The sequence below is a fragment of the Serinicoccus chungangensis genome, assembly GCF_006337125.1.
Taxonomy (GTDB): domain Bacteria; phylum Actinomycetota; class Actinomycetes; order Actinomycetales; family Dermatophilaceae; genus Ornithinicoccus; species Ornithinicoccus chungangensis.
Genome location: NZ_CP040887.1, coordinates 466,918 through 482,940, shown reverse-complemented (window position 1 = coordinate 482,940; position 16,023 = coordinate 466,918). Strand labels below are relative to the sequence as shown.

Here is a 16,023-nt window from a genome sequence, read left to right as displayed (position 1 = left end):
GCCCCATCATCCTCCTAGCAGTCGCGCCGCCTCCGTCGCGTAGTAGGTCAACACCACCTGAGCCCCTGCCCGGCGGATCGACGTCAGCGTCTCCACCACCATACGGTCCCTGTCCAGCAGTCCCTGCGAGGCCGCCGCCTCGATCATGGCGTACTCCCCGCTCACCTGGTAGGCCGCGACCGGCACGTCCGCGGCCGCGGCCACGTCGGACAGCACGTCGAGGTAGGGCAGGGCCGGCTTGACCATGACCATGTCGGCGCCCTGCTCCAGGTCCAGGCGCAGCTCGCGCAGGCTCTCGTCCCGGTTGGCGGGGTCCTGCTGGTAGGTCGCCCGGTCACCGGTCAGCGTCGAGGCGACGGCCTCCCGGAACGGGCCGTAGCAGGCGCTGGCGTACTTCGCGGTGTAGGCGAGCACGGCGACCTCCGTGCGGCCGGCGCCGTCGAGGGCCTCGCGGACCACCTGGACCTGGCCGTCCATCATCCCGCTGGGGCCGACGACGTGCGCCCCCGCGCGGGCCTGCGCGAGGGCCATCTCGGCATACACCTCGAGCGTGGCGTCGTTGTCCACCCGTCCCGCGGCGTCCAGGACGCCGCAGTGTCCGTGGTCGGTGAACTCGTCCAGGCACAGGTCGCTCATGAGCACCGTGCTGTCGCCCAGCTCCTCGCGGAGGGTGCGCAGCGCGGTGTTGAGCACGCCGTCCTCGCTCAGCCCCGCGCGACCGGTCGCGTCCTTGTCCTCCGGTCGGGGCACCCCGAAGACCATGAGGCCACCCACCCCGGCGTCGCGGGCCTCGCGCGCGGCGCGCACCACGCTGGTCGGCGTGTGCTGGACCACCCCGGGCATGGAGCGGATCGGCTGCGGCTCGCTGATGCCGTCACGGACGAAGACCGGCAGCACCAGGTCGGCCGGGTGCAGCCGGGTCTGCGCCACGAGCCGGCGCAGGGCCGGGGTCGTGCGCAGCCGCCGGGGGCGTTCGTGCGGTCGGGTGTATGCCGTCACCGGCGGGACCGCGCGCGCCGCGGGGCGGGCTTGCGCCGGCTCGGTCGCACGAACTCCTCGCCCTGGGCGTGGGCCTGAGCCATGAGTCCCCGGGTGTGCTCCGCGAGCGCGTCGACCAGGCTGGTCGAGCTGGGCTCGGGGGCCACCACGTCGACGCGCAGACCGTGCTCCTCGGCCGCCTTCGCGGTGGCCGGCCCGATGCACGCCACCACGGTGTGCGGGTGCGGCTTGCCGGCGATCCCCACGAGGTTGCGGACGGTGGAGGAGGAGGTGAAGCAGACGGCGTCGAAGGCACCGCCCTTGATCGCCTCACGGACGGAGGCGGCGGGCGGGGCGGCCCGGACGGTGCGGTAGGCGGTCACGTCGTCGACCTCCCAGCCCATGGCCTCCAGCCCGGCCACGAGGGTGTCCGTCGCGATGTCCGCGCGGGGCAGGAAGACCCGGTTGATCGGGTCGAGCACCTCGTCGAAGGGCGGCCAGGACTCCAGCAGACCCTGCGCGGACTGCTCGCCGTCGGGGACGAGGTCGGGCTCCAGGCCCCACTCGCGCAGCGCCTGGGCGGTGACCCCGCCGACCGCCGCGAGCTTGAGCCCGGCGAAGGCCCGGGCGTCCAGCCCGAGCGCCTCGAACTTCTCGCGGACCGCGCGCACGGCGTTGACCGAGGTGAAGCCGATCCACTCGTAGCGGCCGGTCACCAGGCCCTTGACCGCGCGGTCCATCTGCTGCGGGGTCCGCGGCGGCTCCACGCTGATGGTGGGGACGACCGAGGCGCTCGCCCCGTAGCCGGCGATCCGGTCGGCCATCGGGCCGGACTGCTCCTTGGTCCGCGGCACGAGGATGGACCACCCGAACAGCGGCTTGGACTCCCACCAGGACAGCTCGGCCTGGAGCTCCACCGGGTGGCCGACGACGGCGACCGTGTCCTCGCCCAGGTCCGTGGCCTCGTCGAGGGCCTCCTGCAGGGTCGTCACCCGGGTCTGCTGGGTCGTGGTGGTGCCGTGCTCGGTGAGGGCGATGGGGCTGTCGGCCGGGCGACCCGCCTGCAGCAGCTGCTGCAGGGCGCGCTGCAGGCGTCCCTGGGCGCCGCGCACGACGACCGTGACCTCCTCGGCGACCGAGTGCGACCAGTCGACCCCGGTGTCGGCGGCGTCGACGACGTGGACCTGCCCGCGCTGGCCGTCGGGCAGCACCCCGGCGTAGGCCGGCACGGCCCACGCGGCGCTGACCCCCGGGACGATCTCGAAGGCGACCCCGGCGTCGTGGCAGGCCCGGGCCTCCTCCACCAACGACCCGCCCGAGACGTCGTCGGCGAGCAGCCGGACCACCAGGTGCGTCGCGTCGTCGAAGCCGCGCGCGGTCCGCACGAGCAGCTTGGACCGGGCCGCGGGGGTCAGGGCCGGGCCCTCCTCGCCGCGGACGGTGCGGACGATCTCGGTGTGCTCCCCCACCCAGGACCGCACGTCCTGCTCCTGGTGGACGGCGTCGACGACGACGACGTCGGCCACCGCGAGGTAGTCGCGCGCCCGCACGGTGAGCAGCCCCGGGTCACCGGGACCGGCACCGACGAAGGCGACGCGCGCGGCCGCGCTCGGGGGCGCGGAGGCGTGGGTCAGGTGGACGGGGGCGGCGTCGGTGCTCACAGGTCGGACTCCGGGGTGTGTGACCCGGCGGCGACGAGGCCGGTCGGGTCGGGACGGTTCAGCAGGAGCGCGGCCATGGCTCGGCCCAGCTCCTCCGGCGCGTCGACCGCGCCGGATGTCACGCGTCGCTGGGCCCCGGTGTCCAGGGCGGCGAAGGCGTGGAGGATGAGGGTGACGGACGGCGGAGCGTCGTCGGGGTGGTCGTGCTCGTCGGTGCCGGGCGTGCCCGGCTCGGCCAGGGCGCCCACGGGGGCGGTGCACCCTGCCTCGAGCGCGGCGAGCGCGGCGCGTTCGGCGCTGACCGCCGCCCGGGTGGCCGGGTGGTCGAGGATCTCGGCCAGGTCCGCAGCGAGACCGGTGTCGTCGACCCGGCACTCGACGGCGAGCGCCCCCTGGCCGGCGGCGGGCACCATGTCCTCCAGGTCGAGGACCTCGGTCGCCTCGTCGAGACGACCGAGCCGGGCCAGACCGGCCCGGGCGAGCACGACGGCGTCCAGCACGTGGTCGCGGACCATCCGGATGCGGGAGTCGACGTTGCCGCGGATGTCGCGGACCTCCAGGTCGGGGCGCAGCAGCCCGAGCTGGGCGGCCCGTCGCGGCGACCCGGTGCCGACCACCGCACCGGTGGGCAGGTCCTGGAGGGCGAGGCCGTCACGGGCGACCAGGACGTCGCGCGGGTCCTCCCGCTCGGGGACGGCCGCGACCACCAGGCCCTCGGCCGGGGCCGTGGGCAGGTCCTTGAGGGAGTGGACCGCCAGGTCGATCCGCCCGTCGAGCAGGGCCCCCCGCAGGGCAGAGGCGAAGACGCCCGTGCCGCCGATCTCGGTGAGGCTGCGGCGCGAGGTGTCCCCCTCGGTCGTGACGAGGACCAGCTCGACCTCCCGCCCGGCCTCGCGCAGCCGGTCGGCGACCCAGCCGGACTGGCTCGTGGCGAGGGCGCTGCGGCGCGTCCCGAGCCGGAGCGGGCGGGCGGTGCCGCCGTCGGCCGGGGTGCTGGTGGTGCCGGTGTGCGGGTCAGTCATCGCCGCCCCCGTCGGAGGTGGCGTCCGCGGCCCGCTCGACCACGCCGAGGGGTGGCGTGGACACGCTCGCGACCTCGCGGCTGTCGAGGTCGAAGAGCTCGCGCAGCGCGTGCGCGTAGTCCGCGGGGACCTCGTCGTAGCCGGCCTGCAGCTGCTTGACGCGGGTGGTGGGCGTGTGCAGCAGCTTGTCGACGACCCGCTGCACGGTCTGCCTGACCTCGGCGCGCTCGTCGTCCGGCAGGTGCGGCAGGCGGTGGTCCAGGCGGCTCATCTCGGCGTCGACGACCCGGGCGGCGCTGGTGCGCAGGGCGGCCAGCGTGGGGCCGAGCCGGGCTGCGTGGCGTTCGGCGAGGTAGCCGGCGACCTCGCTGGTGACCAGGCCGCGCACGGCCTCGACGGCGCCGGGCTCGCCGGCCCCGGGGTCGGTGCTCTCCAGCGCGGGACGCTGCAGGTCGGACAGGCCCCACAGGTGGACGCCGCGCAGCCGGGCGACCGCCGGGTCGACGTCCCGCGGGAGGGCGAGGTCGAGCAGGACGGTCGGTGCGCCGGTCCGGCCGGCGCCGCTGCGGGCGCGCGCGACCACGGGCTCGTCGAGGACGTGGCCCACGGCGCCGGTGCAGGTGACCACCAGGTCGGCGGACCCGACCGCGGCGCCGAGGTCGGCCCAGGGCAGGGCGCGGACGCCGTGCTGCTCGGCCAGCCGCTGCGCGCGGGCCGGGGTGCGGTTGACCACCACGACGTCGCCGACACCCTCGCGCACGAGGGTGGCGACCGCCAGGCCGGACATCGCCCCGGCGCCGATGACCACCGTGCGCGTCTCACCCAGGTCGCCGAGGACCTCCCGGGCGTGGTCGAGCCCGAGGGTGACTAGCGAGCGCGAGACCCCGTCGATGCCGGTCTCCGCGTGCGCCCGCTTGCCGACCCGCAGGGCCTGCTGCACGAGGGGGTTGAGCGAGGCCCCGAGATGCCCGTGCCGCTGCGCCTGGGCGAGCGCCTGGCGGAGCTGGCCGAGCACCTGGCTCTCGCCCACGGCCATGGAGTCCAGCCCGCAGGCCAGCTCGAAGAGGTGGGCCACCGCGCGGTCGTCGTAGTGGACGAAGAGGTGCTCGGTCAGCTGGTCCCGGGTGAGCCCTCCGACCTCGGTCAGGGCCGCCCCGATCTCCTCGAGCGCGCCGTGGAAGGTGCCGGCCTCGACGACGACCTCCAGCCGGTTGCACGTGGACAGGACGAGCGCCTCGTGGACGTGGTCGCCGGCCCGCAGCCGGGCGGCGAGCCGGTGCGACGCGTCGTCGTCCAGGACCACCTGCTCGAGCAGGGAGATGGGGGCCGAACGGTGGGACAGCCCCACCACGAGCGCGCTCACGAGACCTCCTCCACGCCGGACCCGGAGACCGCCACGGCACGCTGGTGCTGGTGGAAGGTCAGGATCTGCAGCTCGGTGGCGAGGTCCACGCGGCGGACGTCCACGTCCGAGGGGACCTCGAGGACCCCCGGCGCGAAGGTGAGCAGAGAGTGCACACCCAGCCCGACCAGCACGTCGGCGACCTCCTGGGCGGCGTGCGGCGGGGTGGTGATGACCCCCACCGCGACCGGGCCGTCCGGGCGCAGGTCCCCGAGCGCCTGCACCGTCATGCCCTCGACCTGGCTCCCCACGACGCCGGGATCGTTGTCGGCCAGGGCGACGACGTGGAAACCCCGGGTCGCCAGGCCCTCGTAGCTGGCCAGCGCACGCCCCAGGTTGCCCATCCCCACGATGACGACCGGCCAGTCCCGGCTGAGCCCGAGCTCGGCCGACACCTGCTCGGCGAGGCGCGCGACGTCATACCCCACCCCACGCACGCCGTAGCTCCCGAGGTGGGAGAGGTCCTTGCGCACCTGGGCCGACCGCACCCCCGCGAGACCGGCCAGCTCCTCGCTGGAGATCGAGGTCCGACCCTGCTCCGCCACGGTGGACAGAGCCTGCAGGTAGCCCGGGAGTCTGCCGACGGTGGCCTCTGGCACACCTCGCCGGTTCGACTCAGCCATCACGGCGGCACCGGCTCCTCTCTGGATGGGCAGCGCCGACCCGGCGGGGGCTTATATCAGACCCTCGTGCACCGATCGGCGCGGACCCCTCAACTCTAGGCTCGGACCCCGTCTTCCTCCAAAACGGCGCCGGGCCCCGGGCCCCCGCGGGGAGCTACCGACGCCGTCGGGCCGACAGGGCGGCGCGCAGCTCCGCCGGGTCGATCTGCCAGCGGGCGACGGGCGACCCGTCGACGAGCAGGACGGGCACCTGGGTGGTCCAGCCGTCGTGCTCGCGCTCGTCCATGACCCCCGCGCGACGCTCCGCGTCGATGTCCCGCACGACGACCGTGGGCACCTGCTGCGAGACCACCTGGAGCATCTGCTCGCACAGGTGGCACCCGGGGCGCGACAGCATCTCGACGCGCGGCGTCCGGGCTCGGCGTGGCAGGCGCACGGCCCTCCCTCCAGAGACGACGAGGCGCCCCGGTGGGCCGGGGCGCCTCGGTCAGGTCGTCGGCGGTACCGCCGGTACGTCCTACTTCTTGTTGCGACGCTGGTGACGCGTCTTGCGCAGCAGCTTGCGGTGCTTCTTCTTGGCCATCCGCTTGCGGCGCTTCTTGATCACAGAGCCCATGGGGCCATCCTTCTCGTCGTCGGTCCGGGTGGTGCAGCCGGCGGCCCGGTCCGTGAGGACCTCGGGCGGCGCTGCACAGCCACGTCAGCGTAGCGCGACGGGCGCCGGGCTCCCAAAAGCCGGGGTCACCCGCCGGGTGGCGCACCGGCGGCGACCGGCACGGCCGGACTCACGCGGTGCCGTGGTAGGACTCCTCCAGGTAGGCGTGGACCGCCTTCTCGGGTACCCGGAAGGACCGGCCGACCCGCACCGCGGGCAACTCGCCCGAGTGCACCAGCCGGTACACGGTCATCTTCGACACACGCATGACGGCAGCCACCTCGGCCACGGTCATGAACGTCATCTCAGCGAACTGGCGCTCATCTGCCATAGGACGCATCCCGTCTCTCAAATATGTGCAGGCAGCGCGCACGGCTTCCCCTCCGGCATGCTGCCTGCCTCAGTTGTCGGGCTAACACTAGGGGCAGGAGTGCAGGTTGCGAAAGTCGTGACGACAAATTTGTCCAGCGCGACACGCCGGGAGTGACCAAAGATGCAGGTGGGCGTCGTGCAACCCGCTGATGCTGGTGCGAGGAACCGCCGCCGGGCGGGTCGTCAGTCGAGGTAGGGGTCCAGACCCCAGCCGGGGAAGCAGGCCCTCCGGGTCGCCATGACGGCCAGGTCGACCGGGTCGTCGAGGTCGTGGCCGTCCTCCCACCGCCGGGCCCGGATCTCCCGGCCGCCCCGGTCCCCCATGGTGCGCGGGGCGTCCTGGCCGTAGACCTCCTCCACGTGGCGGCGCCAGGTCTCCGGGACGGGGGTGGTGGGGTCGACCGGGCGGCCCGTCACCACCCCGATGAGGTGGGCCCAGGCGCGCGGGACCACCTCGACCAGCTCGTACCCCCCGCCGCCGAGGGCCACCCAGCGGCCGTCCGTCAGGTCGTCGGCCAGGTCCCGGACCCGGCCGTAGGCGACCGCCAGGGCCTCCATCGACACGGCGAGGTGGGCCAGCGGGTCGGCGTAGTGGCAGTCGCACCCGTGCTGGCTCACGACGATCTGCGGGTCGAAGGCCCGGGCGAGGGTGGGGACGACGGCCTCGTAGGCCCTCAGCCACCCCTCGTCCCCGGTGCCCGGGGGCAGGGCGATGTTGACCGCCGTGTCGGGGGCCCGGGGTCCGCCGGTGTCCCCCGGGAAGCCGGTGCCGGGGAACAGCGCCCGGCCCGTCTCGTGGATCGACACCGTCATGACCCTCGGGTCGTTCCAGAAGCAGCGCTCGACCCCGTCACCGTGATGGACGTCGAGATCGAGGTAGAGGACGCGCTCGGCGCCGGAGTCCAGCAGGTGCTGGATCCCGACCGCGATGTCGTTGTAGACGCAGAACCCGGACGCCGCCTGGGGCATGGCGTGGTGCAGCCCTCCCGCGATGTTGCAGGCGCGCACCGCCTCGCCCGACCACACCGCCCGGCAGGCCTCCAGCGTGGCGCCCACGGCCAGCGTGGAGGCGTCGTGCATCCCGGCGAAGGCGGGGGTGTCCTCGGTGCCGACCCCCTGCCGGCCCCGCGCGGCGGACGGGTCCGCGGAGGCCTCGCGCACCACCTCGACGAGGTCGCGGGTGTGCACGGTCAGCAGCTCGTCGTCGGTGGCGTGCCGGGCGGGCAGCAGCCGCACGTCCTCGTGGTCCAGCAGCCCGAGGTCCTGGGCCAGGCGGTGGGTGAGGAGGAGGCGACTGGGGTGCATGGGGTGCCCCACGCCGAAGTCGTAGGCCGCGTAGCGCTCGTCCCACATCACCCACGACGACGTCATGGGCTCACGCTAGACCACGCGGACCGCGGCTCAGAGCGAGGTGGGCACCCCGGCGGCGTCACCGAGCGGGTAGACCATCATCATCTCCTCGGACTCGGCGTCCTCCTCGTCCACCCCGCGGATGCGCATGGGGCGCCGATCGTCCGTCGGCCGGAAGCCGAAGCTCGAGGCGAAGGCGACGGCGCGCCCGTTGTCGGTCCCCACCCAGTAGACGAGCTGGCGCAGACCGATCTCGCGGCCCACCTTGGCGGCCTTCTCGAGGAGGCGTCGGGCCACGCCGGTGCCCCGACGGGCCGGGGCCACCCACAGGCCGAAGAGCTCACCGGCGCCGGGGATGTTGGTGCGGTGCCCGGTGCCGACGCTGACCACCCCGACGACCTCGTCGCCGTCGTAGGCGAGGACCCGGCGCGAGCGCTCCATCCGCTCCTGCCACCGGTCGTCGGGGAAGGCCTCCTCCTCCTCGGCCGAGGCGACGAAGGCCTCCGGAGACTCACGCAGGGCACGCAGCCTGACGTCCTTGTAGGAGGACCAGTCGTCGGGCCCCAGCACGCGTACGTGGATCTCGCTCATAGCTGCCTACTCTTTCACACGCGTCGCCCGGGCCCCGCCGTCACGGGTGAACACTCGGTGACACGGCACCGAGCCTCACTCCTCGCGCGGCGACAGCTCGTGCGACCTCCTCGCGGCCGCCTCCATGGCGGTCAGGAAAGCGGCCCTGACCTTGTGATCCTCCAGCGCCCGCAGAGCGGCGACACTGGTGCCTCCCGGGCTGGAGACCTGTTCCCTGAGCACGGTCGGGTGGGTCCCGGTCTCCCGGATCATCGTGGCCGCACCATACAACGTCTGGACGACGAGCTCGGTGGACGTGTCCCGCGGGAGGCCCAGCAGCACCCCCGCCTCGATCATCGCCTCCACCACGTAGAAGATGTAGGACGGGCCGCTGCCGCTGATCGCGGTCACCGCGTCCTGGTGCCCCTCGTCGAGCACGACGACCCGTCCGACGTGCCCCATGAGGGTGCGCGCCCGTTCGACCTGCTCCTCGGTGCAGTGCCGGCCCGGGCTCATGGCCGACATGCCCTGGTCCACCAGCGCCGGCGTGTTGGGCATGACCCGGACCACCGAGGTGCCCTCCGGCAGGCGGCGCTCGAGGAACTCGGTGGTGATGCCCGCCGCGATGGAGACCACGAGGGCGTCCGGTCGCACGTGGTCGCGGATCTCGGCGACCAGGGCGGCCATGTCCTGCGGCTTGACGGCCAGCACCACGACGTCGGCGGCGGCCGCCGCGGCCGCGGGCGCGTCGTGCCGGGTGCCGTGCTGGGTCGCCACCTGCTCGGCGCGGGCGGTGACGCGGTCGCTGAGGACGAGGTCGTCGGGGTCGTGGCCGGAGCGGATGAGCGCCGCCGCGAGCGTGCTGCCCATGACGCCGGCCCCGAGGAGAGCGATCGGCACCGTGGTCAGCCCTTGGTCGCCAGGCCGCGCAGGAAGAAGGTCAGGTTGGCCGGGCGCTCGGCCATCCGCCGCACGAGGTAGCCGTACCAGTCCTCGCCGTAGGGCAGGTAGACCCGCATCCGCGACCCGGCGCCGGCCAGCCGCAGCTGCTCGTCCGGACGGATCCCCAGCAGCATCTGGAACTCGTAGCTGTCGGCGTCGCGCTGGGCCTTCGCGGCGAGCACCGAGGCGATCTCGACCAGGCGCGGGTCGTGGGTGGCGATCATGGGGTAGCCGTCACCCTCGACGAGGATCTTGAGGCAGCGGACGTAGGCCTTGTCGACGTCGTCCTTGTCCTGGAAGGCGACCGACTCCGGCTGCTTGTAGGCGCCCTTGCACAGCCGGATGCGCGACCCCTCGTGGGCGAGGTCGCGGCAGTCCTGCTCGGTGCGGTGCAGGTATGCCTGCAGCGCCACGCCCACCCACGGCCAGTCCTGGCGCAGCTCGGCGAGCGCGGACAGCGTCGGGTCGGTGGTGGTGTGGTCCTCCATGTCGAGGGTGACCGTGGTGCCGGCGTTGGCCGCCGCCTGGCAGATGGCCCGGGCGTTGTCCAGCGCGATGGCGTGGCCGTCACGCCCCAGGAACTGGCCGAGGGCCGAGAGCTTGAGGCTCACCTCGGCCGCGCCGCCCTGGGTCAGACCGGCCTCGGACAGGGCCGCGATCAGCCCGAGGTAGGCGTCCCGGGTGGCCTCGGCCTGCGCCGGGTCGGTCGTGTCCTCGCCGAGGTAGTCGATGGTCACCTGCCGGTGCGTGTCCACGAGCTCGCCCGCCACGCGCACGGCGTCCGGGGTGCTGTCGCCGGCGACGAAACGCCTGACGACGTCCCGGCTCACCGGGGCCTGCTCGATCACCTGGCGCAGGGTGGTGTTGCGACTCACGCCGAGCAGCGTCTGGCGCATCAGGGCGGAGGGGTTGAGGTCGGCGAGCTCCATGGGCCCCAGGCTACGCCTCACGGCGTGCGTCGTCGCAGGGTGAGCGAGGCGAGCGCGATCGAGCCCGCGAAGAACGCGGCGAGCACCGCGAGGTCGGCCCCCACGTCACCGGCCGGGACGACGCGTCCGCGACCGCTCAGGACCCCCGGGCGCCCGGGAGGTCGTGCTGCCCGAGGTGCTCGCGGGCGAACGCCAGCGACTCCGCCAGGGCCGCCTCCCGCTCGGCCGTCTTCATCGTGCGCGTGCCCACCTCCAGGCTCACGACGCCGGGGAAGCCGGTCGCCACCAGGTGCTCCAGCACCTCGCGGCAGCGCTGGTCGCCGCGTCCGGGGACGAGGTGCTCGTCGCGGAACGAGCCGAAGGAATCCCCCAGGTGCACGTGCCGCACCCGCCCACCCAGGTCGCGCACCATGTCCAGGGCGTCCTCACCGGCGGTGGCGGCGTGGCTGATGTCGAAGGTCACGTCGCTGTAGGGGTAGTCGCGCGGGTCGGGTCCGGGCAGGTAGGCCTGCATCGCCGACCCGCCGGTGCGCCACGGGAACATGTTCTCCACCGCGATGGGGATGCCCCAGCGCTCCTGCCGCTGCGCCACCCCCTCGACGAAGCCCTCGGCATACCCCCGCTGCCAGCGGAACGGCGGGTGCACGACCACGCACTGCGCCTGCACGTCGCGGGCGAGGTCCAGCGCACGCTCGATCTTGCCCCAGGGCTCCCAGCCCCACAGCCGCTGCGCCAGCAGCAGGGTCGGCGCGTGGATGGCGCCGATCTGCAGCTCGTGCAGGGCGGCCAGCGCGCTCAGCGCGCCCGCCTCCTGGGTCACCGGGTCGGTCCAGACCATGATCTCGACGCCGTCGTAGCCGAGCCGCTCGGCCAGGTCGAAGGCGTAGGCGGCGTTCTCGGGGTAGACCGAGGACGTCGACAGGTGGACCGGGATGCGGGGGGTCACCAGCTCAGCCCGTCCAGGAAACGCAGGATGAGGCCCTCGCGCAGCGCCACGGGCACACCGACAGCTCGTCGACCCCGCTCAGCTCCAGCACGGCCTCCAGGACGAGCGCCCCTGCCGCGAGCTGCCGGGCGACCGAGACCCCGGGGAGCCCGGCTCGCTCGGCCGCCGACATCCGCAGCAGCCGGGGCGTGAGCTCGGCGAGGTCGGCGAAGCGCAGGACCCGGGGGACGTAGAGCCCGTCCCCCCGCGGGGCGGCCCCGCAGGCCCGCGCCAGCGAGCGGACGGTCTTGCTGGTGCCGGCCACCAGCTGGGGAGACCCCACCTTGGCGAGGGCCGGCTGGGCGGCGGCGACCTCGGACCGGATGCGCTTGCGCAGGGCCTTGATCTCCCCCTGCTCCGGGGGGGTCGTGGGCCAGCTCGCGGCTCAGCCGCCCGGCGCCCAGGGGCAGCGAGACCGCCACGTCAGGCTGCTCGTCCATCCCCGCCGCCAGCTCCAGCGAGCCGCCCCCGATGTCCACGCCGAGCAGGCGGCTCGCGGACCAGCCGAACCACCGCCGCACGGCGAGGAAGGCCGCGCGCGCCTCCTCCTCCCCCGGGAGGACGTCGAGGTCGACCCCCGACCGGTCCCGGACCAGGGCCAGCACCTCGTCGGTGTTGCCGGCCTCGCGGATCGCGCTGGTGGCGAAGGGCAGCAGCTCGGTGGCCCCACGGCTCGCCGCGACCTCCACGCAGTCCGCGACGAAGCCGGCCAGCTTCTCGGCGCCCTCGGGGCTGATGTCACCGGCCGCCGTGAGGTGCTCGGCGAGGCGCAGCTCCACCTTGTGCGAGAAGTCGGGTGTGGGGTGGCCGCCGGGGTGGGCGTCCACGACCAGCAGGTGGACCGTGTTCGATCCGACGTCGATGACACCCAGGCGCATGCGGCCATGATGCCGCACCAGCCCGGGGTCCCGGCCACGGGAGTGCGGTGGGCCCCGGGCCGGACGGCCGCGGACGGCCCCGCGCTCGTCCTGACGGGCCTGTCGGGGCCGGCACCTACGCTGGGGGCGTGGCCAAGGCGAACAGGACGGCGTACCGCTGCACGGAGTGCGGCTGGCAGGGCGTGAAGTGGGCGGGGCGGTGCCCGCAGTGCCAGGCGTGGGGCACTGTGTCCGAGAGCGGCGGGGCCACCACCGTCCGGACCAGCGCCGTGCGCCCCGCCCGCCCGGCCGTGCCCATCGCGACGGTGGACGCCGACGCCGCCCAGGCACGCCCGACCGGGGTGGGCGAGTTCGACCGGGTGCTGGGCGGGGGGATCGTGCCCGGGGCGGTCGTGCTCATGGCGGGAGAGCCCGGGATCGGCAAGTCGACCCTCGCGCTGGACGTCGCGGCCCGCGCGGCCCGGGAGGGCCGGTCCGTGCTCTACGTCTCCGGGGAGGAGTCCGCCGCCCAGGTCAAGCTGCGGGCCGAGCGCATCGGCGCCGTGGCCGACACCCTCTACCTCGCCTCGGAGACCGACCTCGCGACGATCCTCGGCCAGCTGGAGCAGACCGACCCCGACCTGCTGGTGGTGGACTCGGTGCAGACGGTGGCCAGCGTCGAGGTCGAGGGGGCGGCGGGCAACGTCGGGCAGGTGCGCGAGGTCGCCTCGGCCCTCATCCAGGCGGCCAAGACCCGCGGCACCGCCGCCGTCCTCATCGGGCACGTCACCAAGGACGGCGGCATCGCCGGCCCGCGGGTCCTGGAGCACCTCGTCGACGTCGTCGTGGCCTTCGAGGGCGAGCGGCACAGCCGGCTGCGGCTGGTCCGCGCGGTCAAGAACAGGTTCGGCCCCACTGACGAGGTGGGGTGCTTCGACCTCGGCGACTCCGGCATCTCGGGCCTCGCCGACCCCAGCGCCCTCTTCCTCTCCAGCCGGGACCGTCCGGTGCCCGGCACCTGCGTGACGGTGACCCTGGAGGGTCGGCGGCCCCTCGTCGCGGAGGTGCAGGCCCTGGTGAGCGAGGCGGCCGCCGGGTCGCCCCGGCGGACGACGAGCGGGCTCGACCCGGCCCGGCTGGCCATGGTCCTCGCCGTGCTCGGGCAGCGCGGCGGGGTGCCCCTGGCCAAGGACGACTGCTACGCCGCGACCGTCGGCGGGGTGCGCCTCTCCGAGCCGGCTGCCGACCTGGCGCTGGCCCTCGCCCTCACCAGCGCCAAGGCCGACCTCGCGCTGCCGATGGGCACGATCGCGGTGGGCGAGGTCGGTCTGTCCGGGGACCTGCGCCCGGTGACGGGCGCCCCGCGCCGGCTGGCCGAGGCGGCCCGGATCGGGTTCACCGAGGCGGTCATCCCGGTGGGCTCGCTCACCGAGGGCCGGCCGCCGGCGGGCATGCGCGTGCACGAGGTCGCCACCCTCAGCGACGCCGTCGCGCTGGTGCTCGCGGCCGCGCAGGCGAGCGCAGGTCGTGACGGCCTCGCTGGGTCCCTGGTCAAGAATCCATAAAGATCTGACCGGGTCGGCGGGACGGCACCCGCCGCCGCCTAAGATCGGCCCAGTGCCTCACCGGCACGCGAGCACCGACGGCCGCGCAACAGGAGGGAGGTGGGCATGCCCGAGCGCAACGACGAGGCCCTCCTGCGCGCCACCCTGGGCGCGGTCGCACCGGGCACCGACCTGCGTGACGGGCTGGAGCGGATCCTGCGCGGTCGGACGGGGGCGCTCATCGTCCTGGGCAGCGACCGCACGGTCGACTCGATCAGCACCGGCGGCTTCGAGATCGACGTCGAGTTCTCCGCCACCCGGTTGCGGGAGCTCGCCAAGATGGACGGCGGCATCGTGCTCAGCCGGGACGGCACCCGCATCGTCCGGGCCGCCACCCAGCTGGCCCCGGAACGCACCATCGAGACCCGCGAGAGCGGCACCCGGCACCGCACCGCCGAGCGCACGGCCAAGCAGACCGGCTTCCCCGTCATCTCGGTCAGCCAGTCCATGTCGCTCATCGCGCTCTACGTCGGGGACATCCGGCACGTCCTCGAGGACCGCAGCCAGCTGCAGGCCCAGGCCAACCAGGCGCTGCAGACGCTCGAGCGCTACCGCTCGCGCCTCGACGAGGTCTCCGGCACCCTGTCCGCCCTCGAGATCGAGGACCTCGTCACCGTGCGTGACCTGGCCTCGGTGCTCCAGCGGCTGGAGATGGTCCGCCGGATCAGCACCGAGATCGAGCAGTACGTCGTCGAGCTCGGCGTGGACGGACGCCTCATCGGCCTGCAGCTGGAGGAGATGACCGGCGGGGTCGAGCGCGAGCGCGGACTCGTCGTGCGCGACTACATCGGTGCCGCCGACGGCGGCCGGGACCCCGCCCAGGTGCAGGCGGCGCTCGGCGCGCTGGACAGCACCGAGCTCCTGGACCTCGCGGCCGTGGCCCGCTGCCTCGGCATCACGGTCGTCGGCGACGGCATGGACCACCACCAGCTCAGCCCGTCGGGATACCGGCTGCTGCACCGCATACCCCGGCTGCCCGGGGCGATCGTGGACCGGCTCGTGGCGCACTTCGGCACCTTCCAGCAGCTGCTCTCGGCCGGCCTCGAGGACCTCATGCAGGTCGACGGCGTCGGCGAGGCGCGGGCGCGCGCGGTGCGGGAGGGCCTGTCGAGGCTCGCGGAGAGCTCGATCCTCGAGCGCTACTCCTGACGTGCCGCCCCCCGAGGTCCTGCACGACCGGCTGCTCCCCTGGTTCGCCGAGCACCGGCGCGACCTGCCCTGGCGGGAGCCGGACCGCTCGCCGTGGGGCGTGCTCGTCTCCGAGGTGATGCTGCAGCAGACGCCGGTGTCGCGGGTGCTGCCGGTCTGGGAGCGGTGGATGAGCAGGTGGCCCACCCCGGCGGCGCTGGCGTCCGCACCCACGGGCGACGCCGTCCGGGAGTGGGGGCGGCTGGGCTACCCGCGTCGCGCCCTGCGCCTGCACGCCGCCGCGACCGCCGTGCGGGACGCGCACGACGGTGAGGTGCCCGCGGACGAGGCGGTCCTGCGCACGCTGCCGGGGGTCGGCGACTACACCGCCGCGGCGGTCGCCGCCTTCGCCTTCGGGGCGCGGGCCACGGTCGTCGACACCAACGTCCGGCGGGTGCAGGCACGCACGGTCACCGGGACCGCCCTGCCGGCCCCGGCCCTCACCCGCGCCGAGACGGCCCTCGCGGCCCGGCTGCTGCCCGAGGACGGCGAGGTCGCCGCGAGGTGGAGCGTGGCGGTCATGGAGCTGGGCGCACTCGTCTGCACCGCCCGGGCGCCACGGTGCGCCGAGTGCCCGATCGCCGACCTGTGCTCGTGGCGGTCGGCCGGCTCACCGCCCCCCACCGGTCCGCCGCGCCGCGGCCAGCGCTGGGCCGGCACGGACCGGCAGTGCCGCGGCATCCTCCTGCAGGTCCTGCGCGAGTCCCCGGAGCCGGTCCCTGCCGAGCGGCTGCGGGCCGCGTGGCCCGTGCCCGGGGCGGCGGGCGAGCAGGACGACGCCGAGCGCCAGCGTGAACGCTGCCTCGACGCGCTCGTCGCCGAGGGGCTGGTGGAGCCCCTGCCCGGCGCGCTCTTCCGCCTCCCCGGCAGGTGACGGGCTCGTCG

The 16,023-nt window shown here is 74.6% G+C and carries 16 protein-coding genes and 1 pseudogene; 3 read left to right on the top strand and 14 right to left on the bottom strand.

The genetic code is table 11. The features are described 5' to 3' along the window. Positions 1 to 6 precede the first annotated feature (6 nt). From hemB to FHD63_RS02125, 14 genes and pseudogenes are all read right to left on the bottom strand, one after another. Positions 7 to 999: a porphobilinogen synthase gene (gene hemB, locus FHD63_RS02190; protein ID WP_139719759.1), complete on the bottom strand. Its 993-nt coding sequence runs from the start codon at positions 997 to 999 to the stop codon at positions 7 to 9. Then, positions 996 to 2,639, bottom strand: a complete 1,644-nt coding sequence (locus FHD63_RS02185) for a bifunctional uroporphyrinogen-III C-methyltransferase/uroporphyrinogen-III synthase (protein WP_139719757.1) — start codon at positions 2,637 to 2,639, stop codon at positions 996 to 998. Before FHD63_RS02185 ends, hemB begins: the two co-directional genes overlap by 4 nt. Then, a complete protein-coding gene (hemC, locus tag FHD63_RS02180; protein WP_139719755.1) occupies positions 2,636 to 3,661 on the bottom strand; it encodes a hydroxymethylbilane synthase in 1,026 nt (341 codons plus the stop codon). The genes FHD63_RS02185 and hemC overlap by 4 nt, the downstream gene beginning before the upstream one ends. After that, positions 3,654 to 5,024 (bottom strand): glutamyl-tRNA reductase, encoded by a 1,371-nt coding sequence (locus tag FHD63_RS02175; protein WP_139719753.1) that lies wholly within the window; start codon positions 5,022 to 5,024, stop codon positions 3,654 to 3,656. The genes hemC and FHD63_RS02175 overlap by 8 nt, the downstream gene beginning before the upstream one ends. Beyond that, the gene (locus FHD63_RS02170; RefSeq protein ID WP_139719751.1) at positions 5,021 to 5,686 is read right to left on the bottom strand and encodes a redox-sensing transcriptional repressor Rex; all 666 of its coding nucleotides are present in this window, start codon (positions 5,684 to 5,686) and stop codon (positions 5,021 to 5,023) included. Before FHD63_RS02170 ends, FHD63_RS02175 begins: the two co-directional genes overlap by 4 nt. Positions 5,687 to 5,840: 154 nt before the next feature. Then, on the bottom strand, positions 5,841 to 6,122 hold the full coding sequence (locus tag FHD63_RS02165) for a glutaredoxin family protein (protein ID WP_238705730.1): 282 nt from the start codon (positions 6,120 to 6,122) through the stop codon (positions 5,841 to 5,843). A gap of 81 nt (positions 6,123 to 6,203) precedes the next feature. Next, a complete protein-coding gene (locus tag FHD63_RS02160; protein WP_003792170.1) occupies positions 6,204 to 6,302 on the bottom strand; it encodes a 30S ribosomal protein bS22 in 99 nt (32 codons plus the stop codon). 169 nt (positions 6,303 to 6,471) lie between these two features. After that, entirely contained in the window at positions 6,472 to 6,672 is a 201-nt protein-coding gene (locus FHD63_RS02155) for a helix-turn-helix domain-containing protein (protein WP_139719749.1), read from the bottom strand. A 224-nt stretch (positions 6,673 to 6,896) separates the two neighbouring features. Next, positions 6,897 to 8,084: an acetoin utilization protein AcuC gene (locus FHD63_RS02150; protein WP_139719746.1), complete on the bottom strand. Its 1,188-nt coding sequence runs from the start codon at positions 8,082 to 8,084 to the stop codon at positions 6,897 to 6,899. Between the two features lie 30 nt (positions 8,085 to 8,114). After that, positions 8,115 to 8,654, bottom strand: a complete 540-nt coding sequence (locus FHD63_RS02145) for a GNAT family N-acetyltransferase (RefSeq protein ID WP_170215582.1) — start codon at positions 8,652 to 8,654, stop codon at positions 8,115 to 8,117. A gap of 75 nt (positions 8,655 to 8,729) precedes the next feature. After that, positions 8,730 to 9,533: a pyrroline-5-carboxylate reductase gene (gene proC, locus FHD63_RS02140; protein WP_139719744.1), complete on the bottom strand. Its 804-nt coding sequence runs from the start codon at positions 9,531 to 9,533 to the stop codon at positions 8,730 to 8,732. A gap of 5 nt (positions 9,534 to 9,538) precedes the next feature. Further along, positions 9,539 to 10,504 (bottom strand): proline dehydrogenase family protein, encoded by a 966-nt coding sequence (locus FHD63_RS02135; protein WP_174964887.1) that lies wholly within the window; start codon positions 10,502 to 10,504, stop codon positions 9,539 to 9,541. A 136-nt stretch (positions 10,505 to 10,640) separates the two neighbouring features. Beyond that, positions 10,641 to 11,450: a sugar phosphate isomerase/epimerase family protein gene (locus FHD63_RS02130; RefSeq protein WP_139719742.1), complete on the bottom strand. Its 810-nt coding sequence runs from the start codon at positions 11,448 to 11,450 to the stop codon at positions 10,641 to 10,643. A gap of 4 nt (positions 11,451 to 11,454) precedes the next feature. Beyond that, positions 11,455 to 12,367 (bottom strand): annotated as a pseudogene (locus FHD63_RS02125) (Ppx/GppA family phosphatase). A gap of 128 nt (positions 12,368 to 12,495) precedes the next feature. On the opposite strand from FHD63_RS02125, the gene radA reads away from it, so the two are divergent. From radA to FHD63_RS02110, 3 genes are all read left to right on the top strand, one after another. Then, positions 12,496 to 13,911 carry a DNA repair protein RadA gene (radA, locus tag FHD63_RS02120; RefSeq protein WP_139719740.1) on the top strand — a complete coding sequence of 472 codons (1,416 nt, stop codon included), beginning with the start codon at positions 12,496 to 12,498 and terminating at the stop codon, positions 13,909 to 13,911. Between the two features lie 105 nt (positions 13,912 to 14,016). Continuing rightward, positions 14,017 to 15,099 carry a DNA integrity scanning diadenylate cyclase DisA gene (gene disA / locus FHD63_RS02115; protein ID WP_139719738.1) on the top strand — a complete coding sequence of 361 codons (1,083 nt, stop codon included), beginning with the start codon at positions 14,017 to 14,019 and terminating at the stop codon, positions 15,097 to 15,099. 1 nt (position 15,100) lies between these two features. Then, a complete protein-coding gene (locus FHD63_RS02110; protein ID WP_139719736.1) occupies positions 15,101 to 16,012 on the top strand; it encodes an HhH-GPD family protein in 912 nt (303 codons plus the stop codon). Positions 16,013 to 16,023: the final 11 nt, after the last annotated feature.

What these genes read in the sequence shown, in the direction of transcription:
- hemC (WP_139719755.1), bottom strand. Translation starts at nt 3,661, where the DNA reads ATGACTGACCCGCACACCGGCACCACCAGCACCCCGGCCGACGGCGGC.
- FHD63_RS02160 (WP_003792170.1), bottom strand. Translation starts at nt 6,302, where the DNA reads ATGGGCTCTGTGATCAAGAAGCGCCGCAAGCGGATGGCCAAGAAGAAG.
- disA (WP_139719738.1), top strand. Translation starts at nt 14,017, where the DNA reads ATGCCCGAGCGCAACGACGAGGCCCTCCTGCGCGCCACCCTGGGCGCG.
- FHD63_RS02135 (WP_174964887.1), bottom strand. Translation starts at nt 10,504, where the DNA reads ATGGAGCTCGCCGACCTCAACCCCTCCGCCCTGATGCGCCAGACGCTG.
- FHD63_RS02170 (WP_139719751.1), bottom strand. Translation starts at nt 5,686, where the DNA reads ATGGCTGAGTCGAACCGGCGAGGTGTGCCAGAGGCCACCGTCGGCAGA.
- FHD63_RS02155 (WP_139719749.1), bottom strand. Translation starts at nt 6,672, where the DNA reads ATGGCAGATGAGCGCCAGTTCGCTGAGATGACGTTCATGACCGTGGCC.
- FHD63_RS02150 (WP_139719746.1), bottom strand. Translation starts at nt 8,084, where the DNA reads ATGACGTCGTCGTGGGTGATGTGGGACGAGCGCTACGCGGCCTACGAC.
- FHD63_RS02145 (WP_170215582.1), bottom strand. Translation starts at nt 8,654, where the DNA reads ATGAGCGAGATCCACGTACGCGTGCTGGGGCCCGACGACTGGTCCTCC.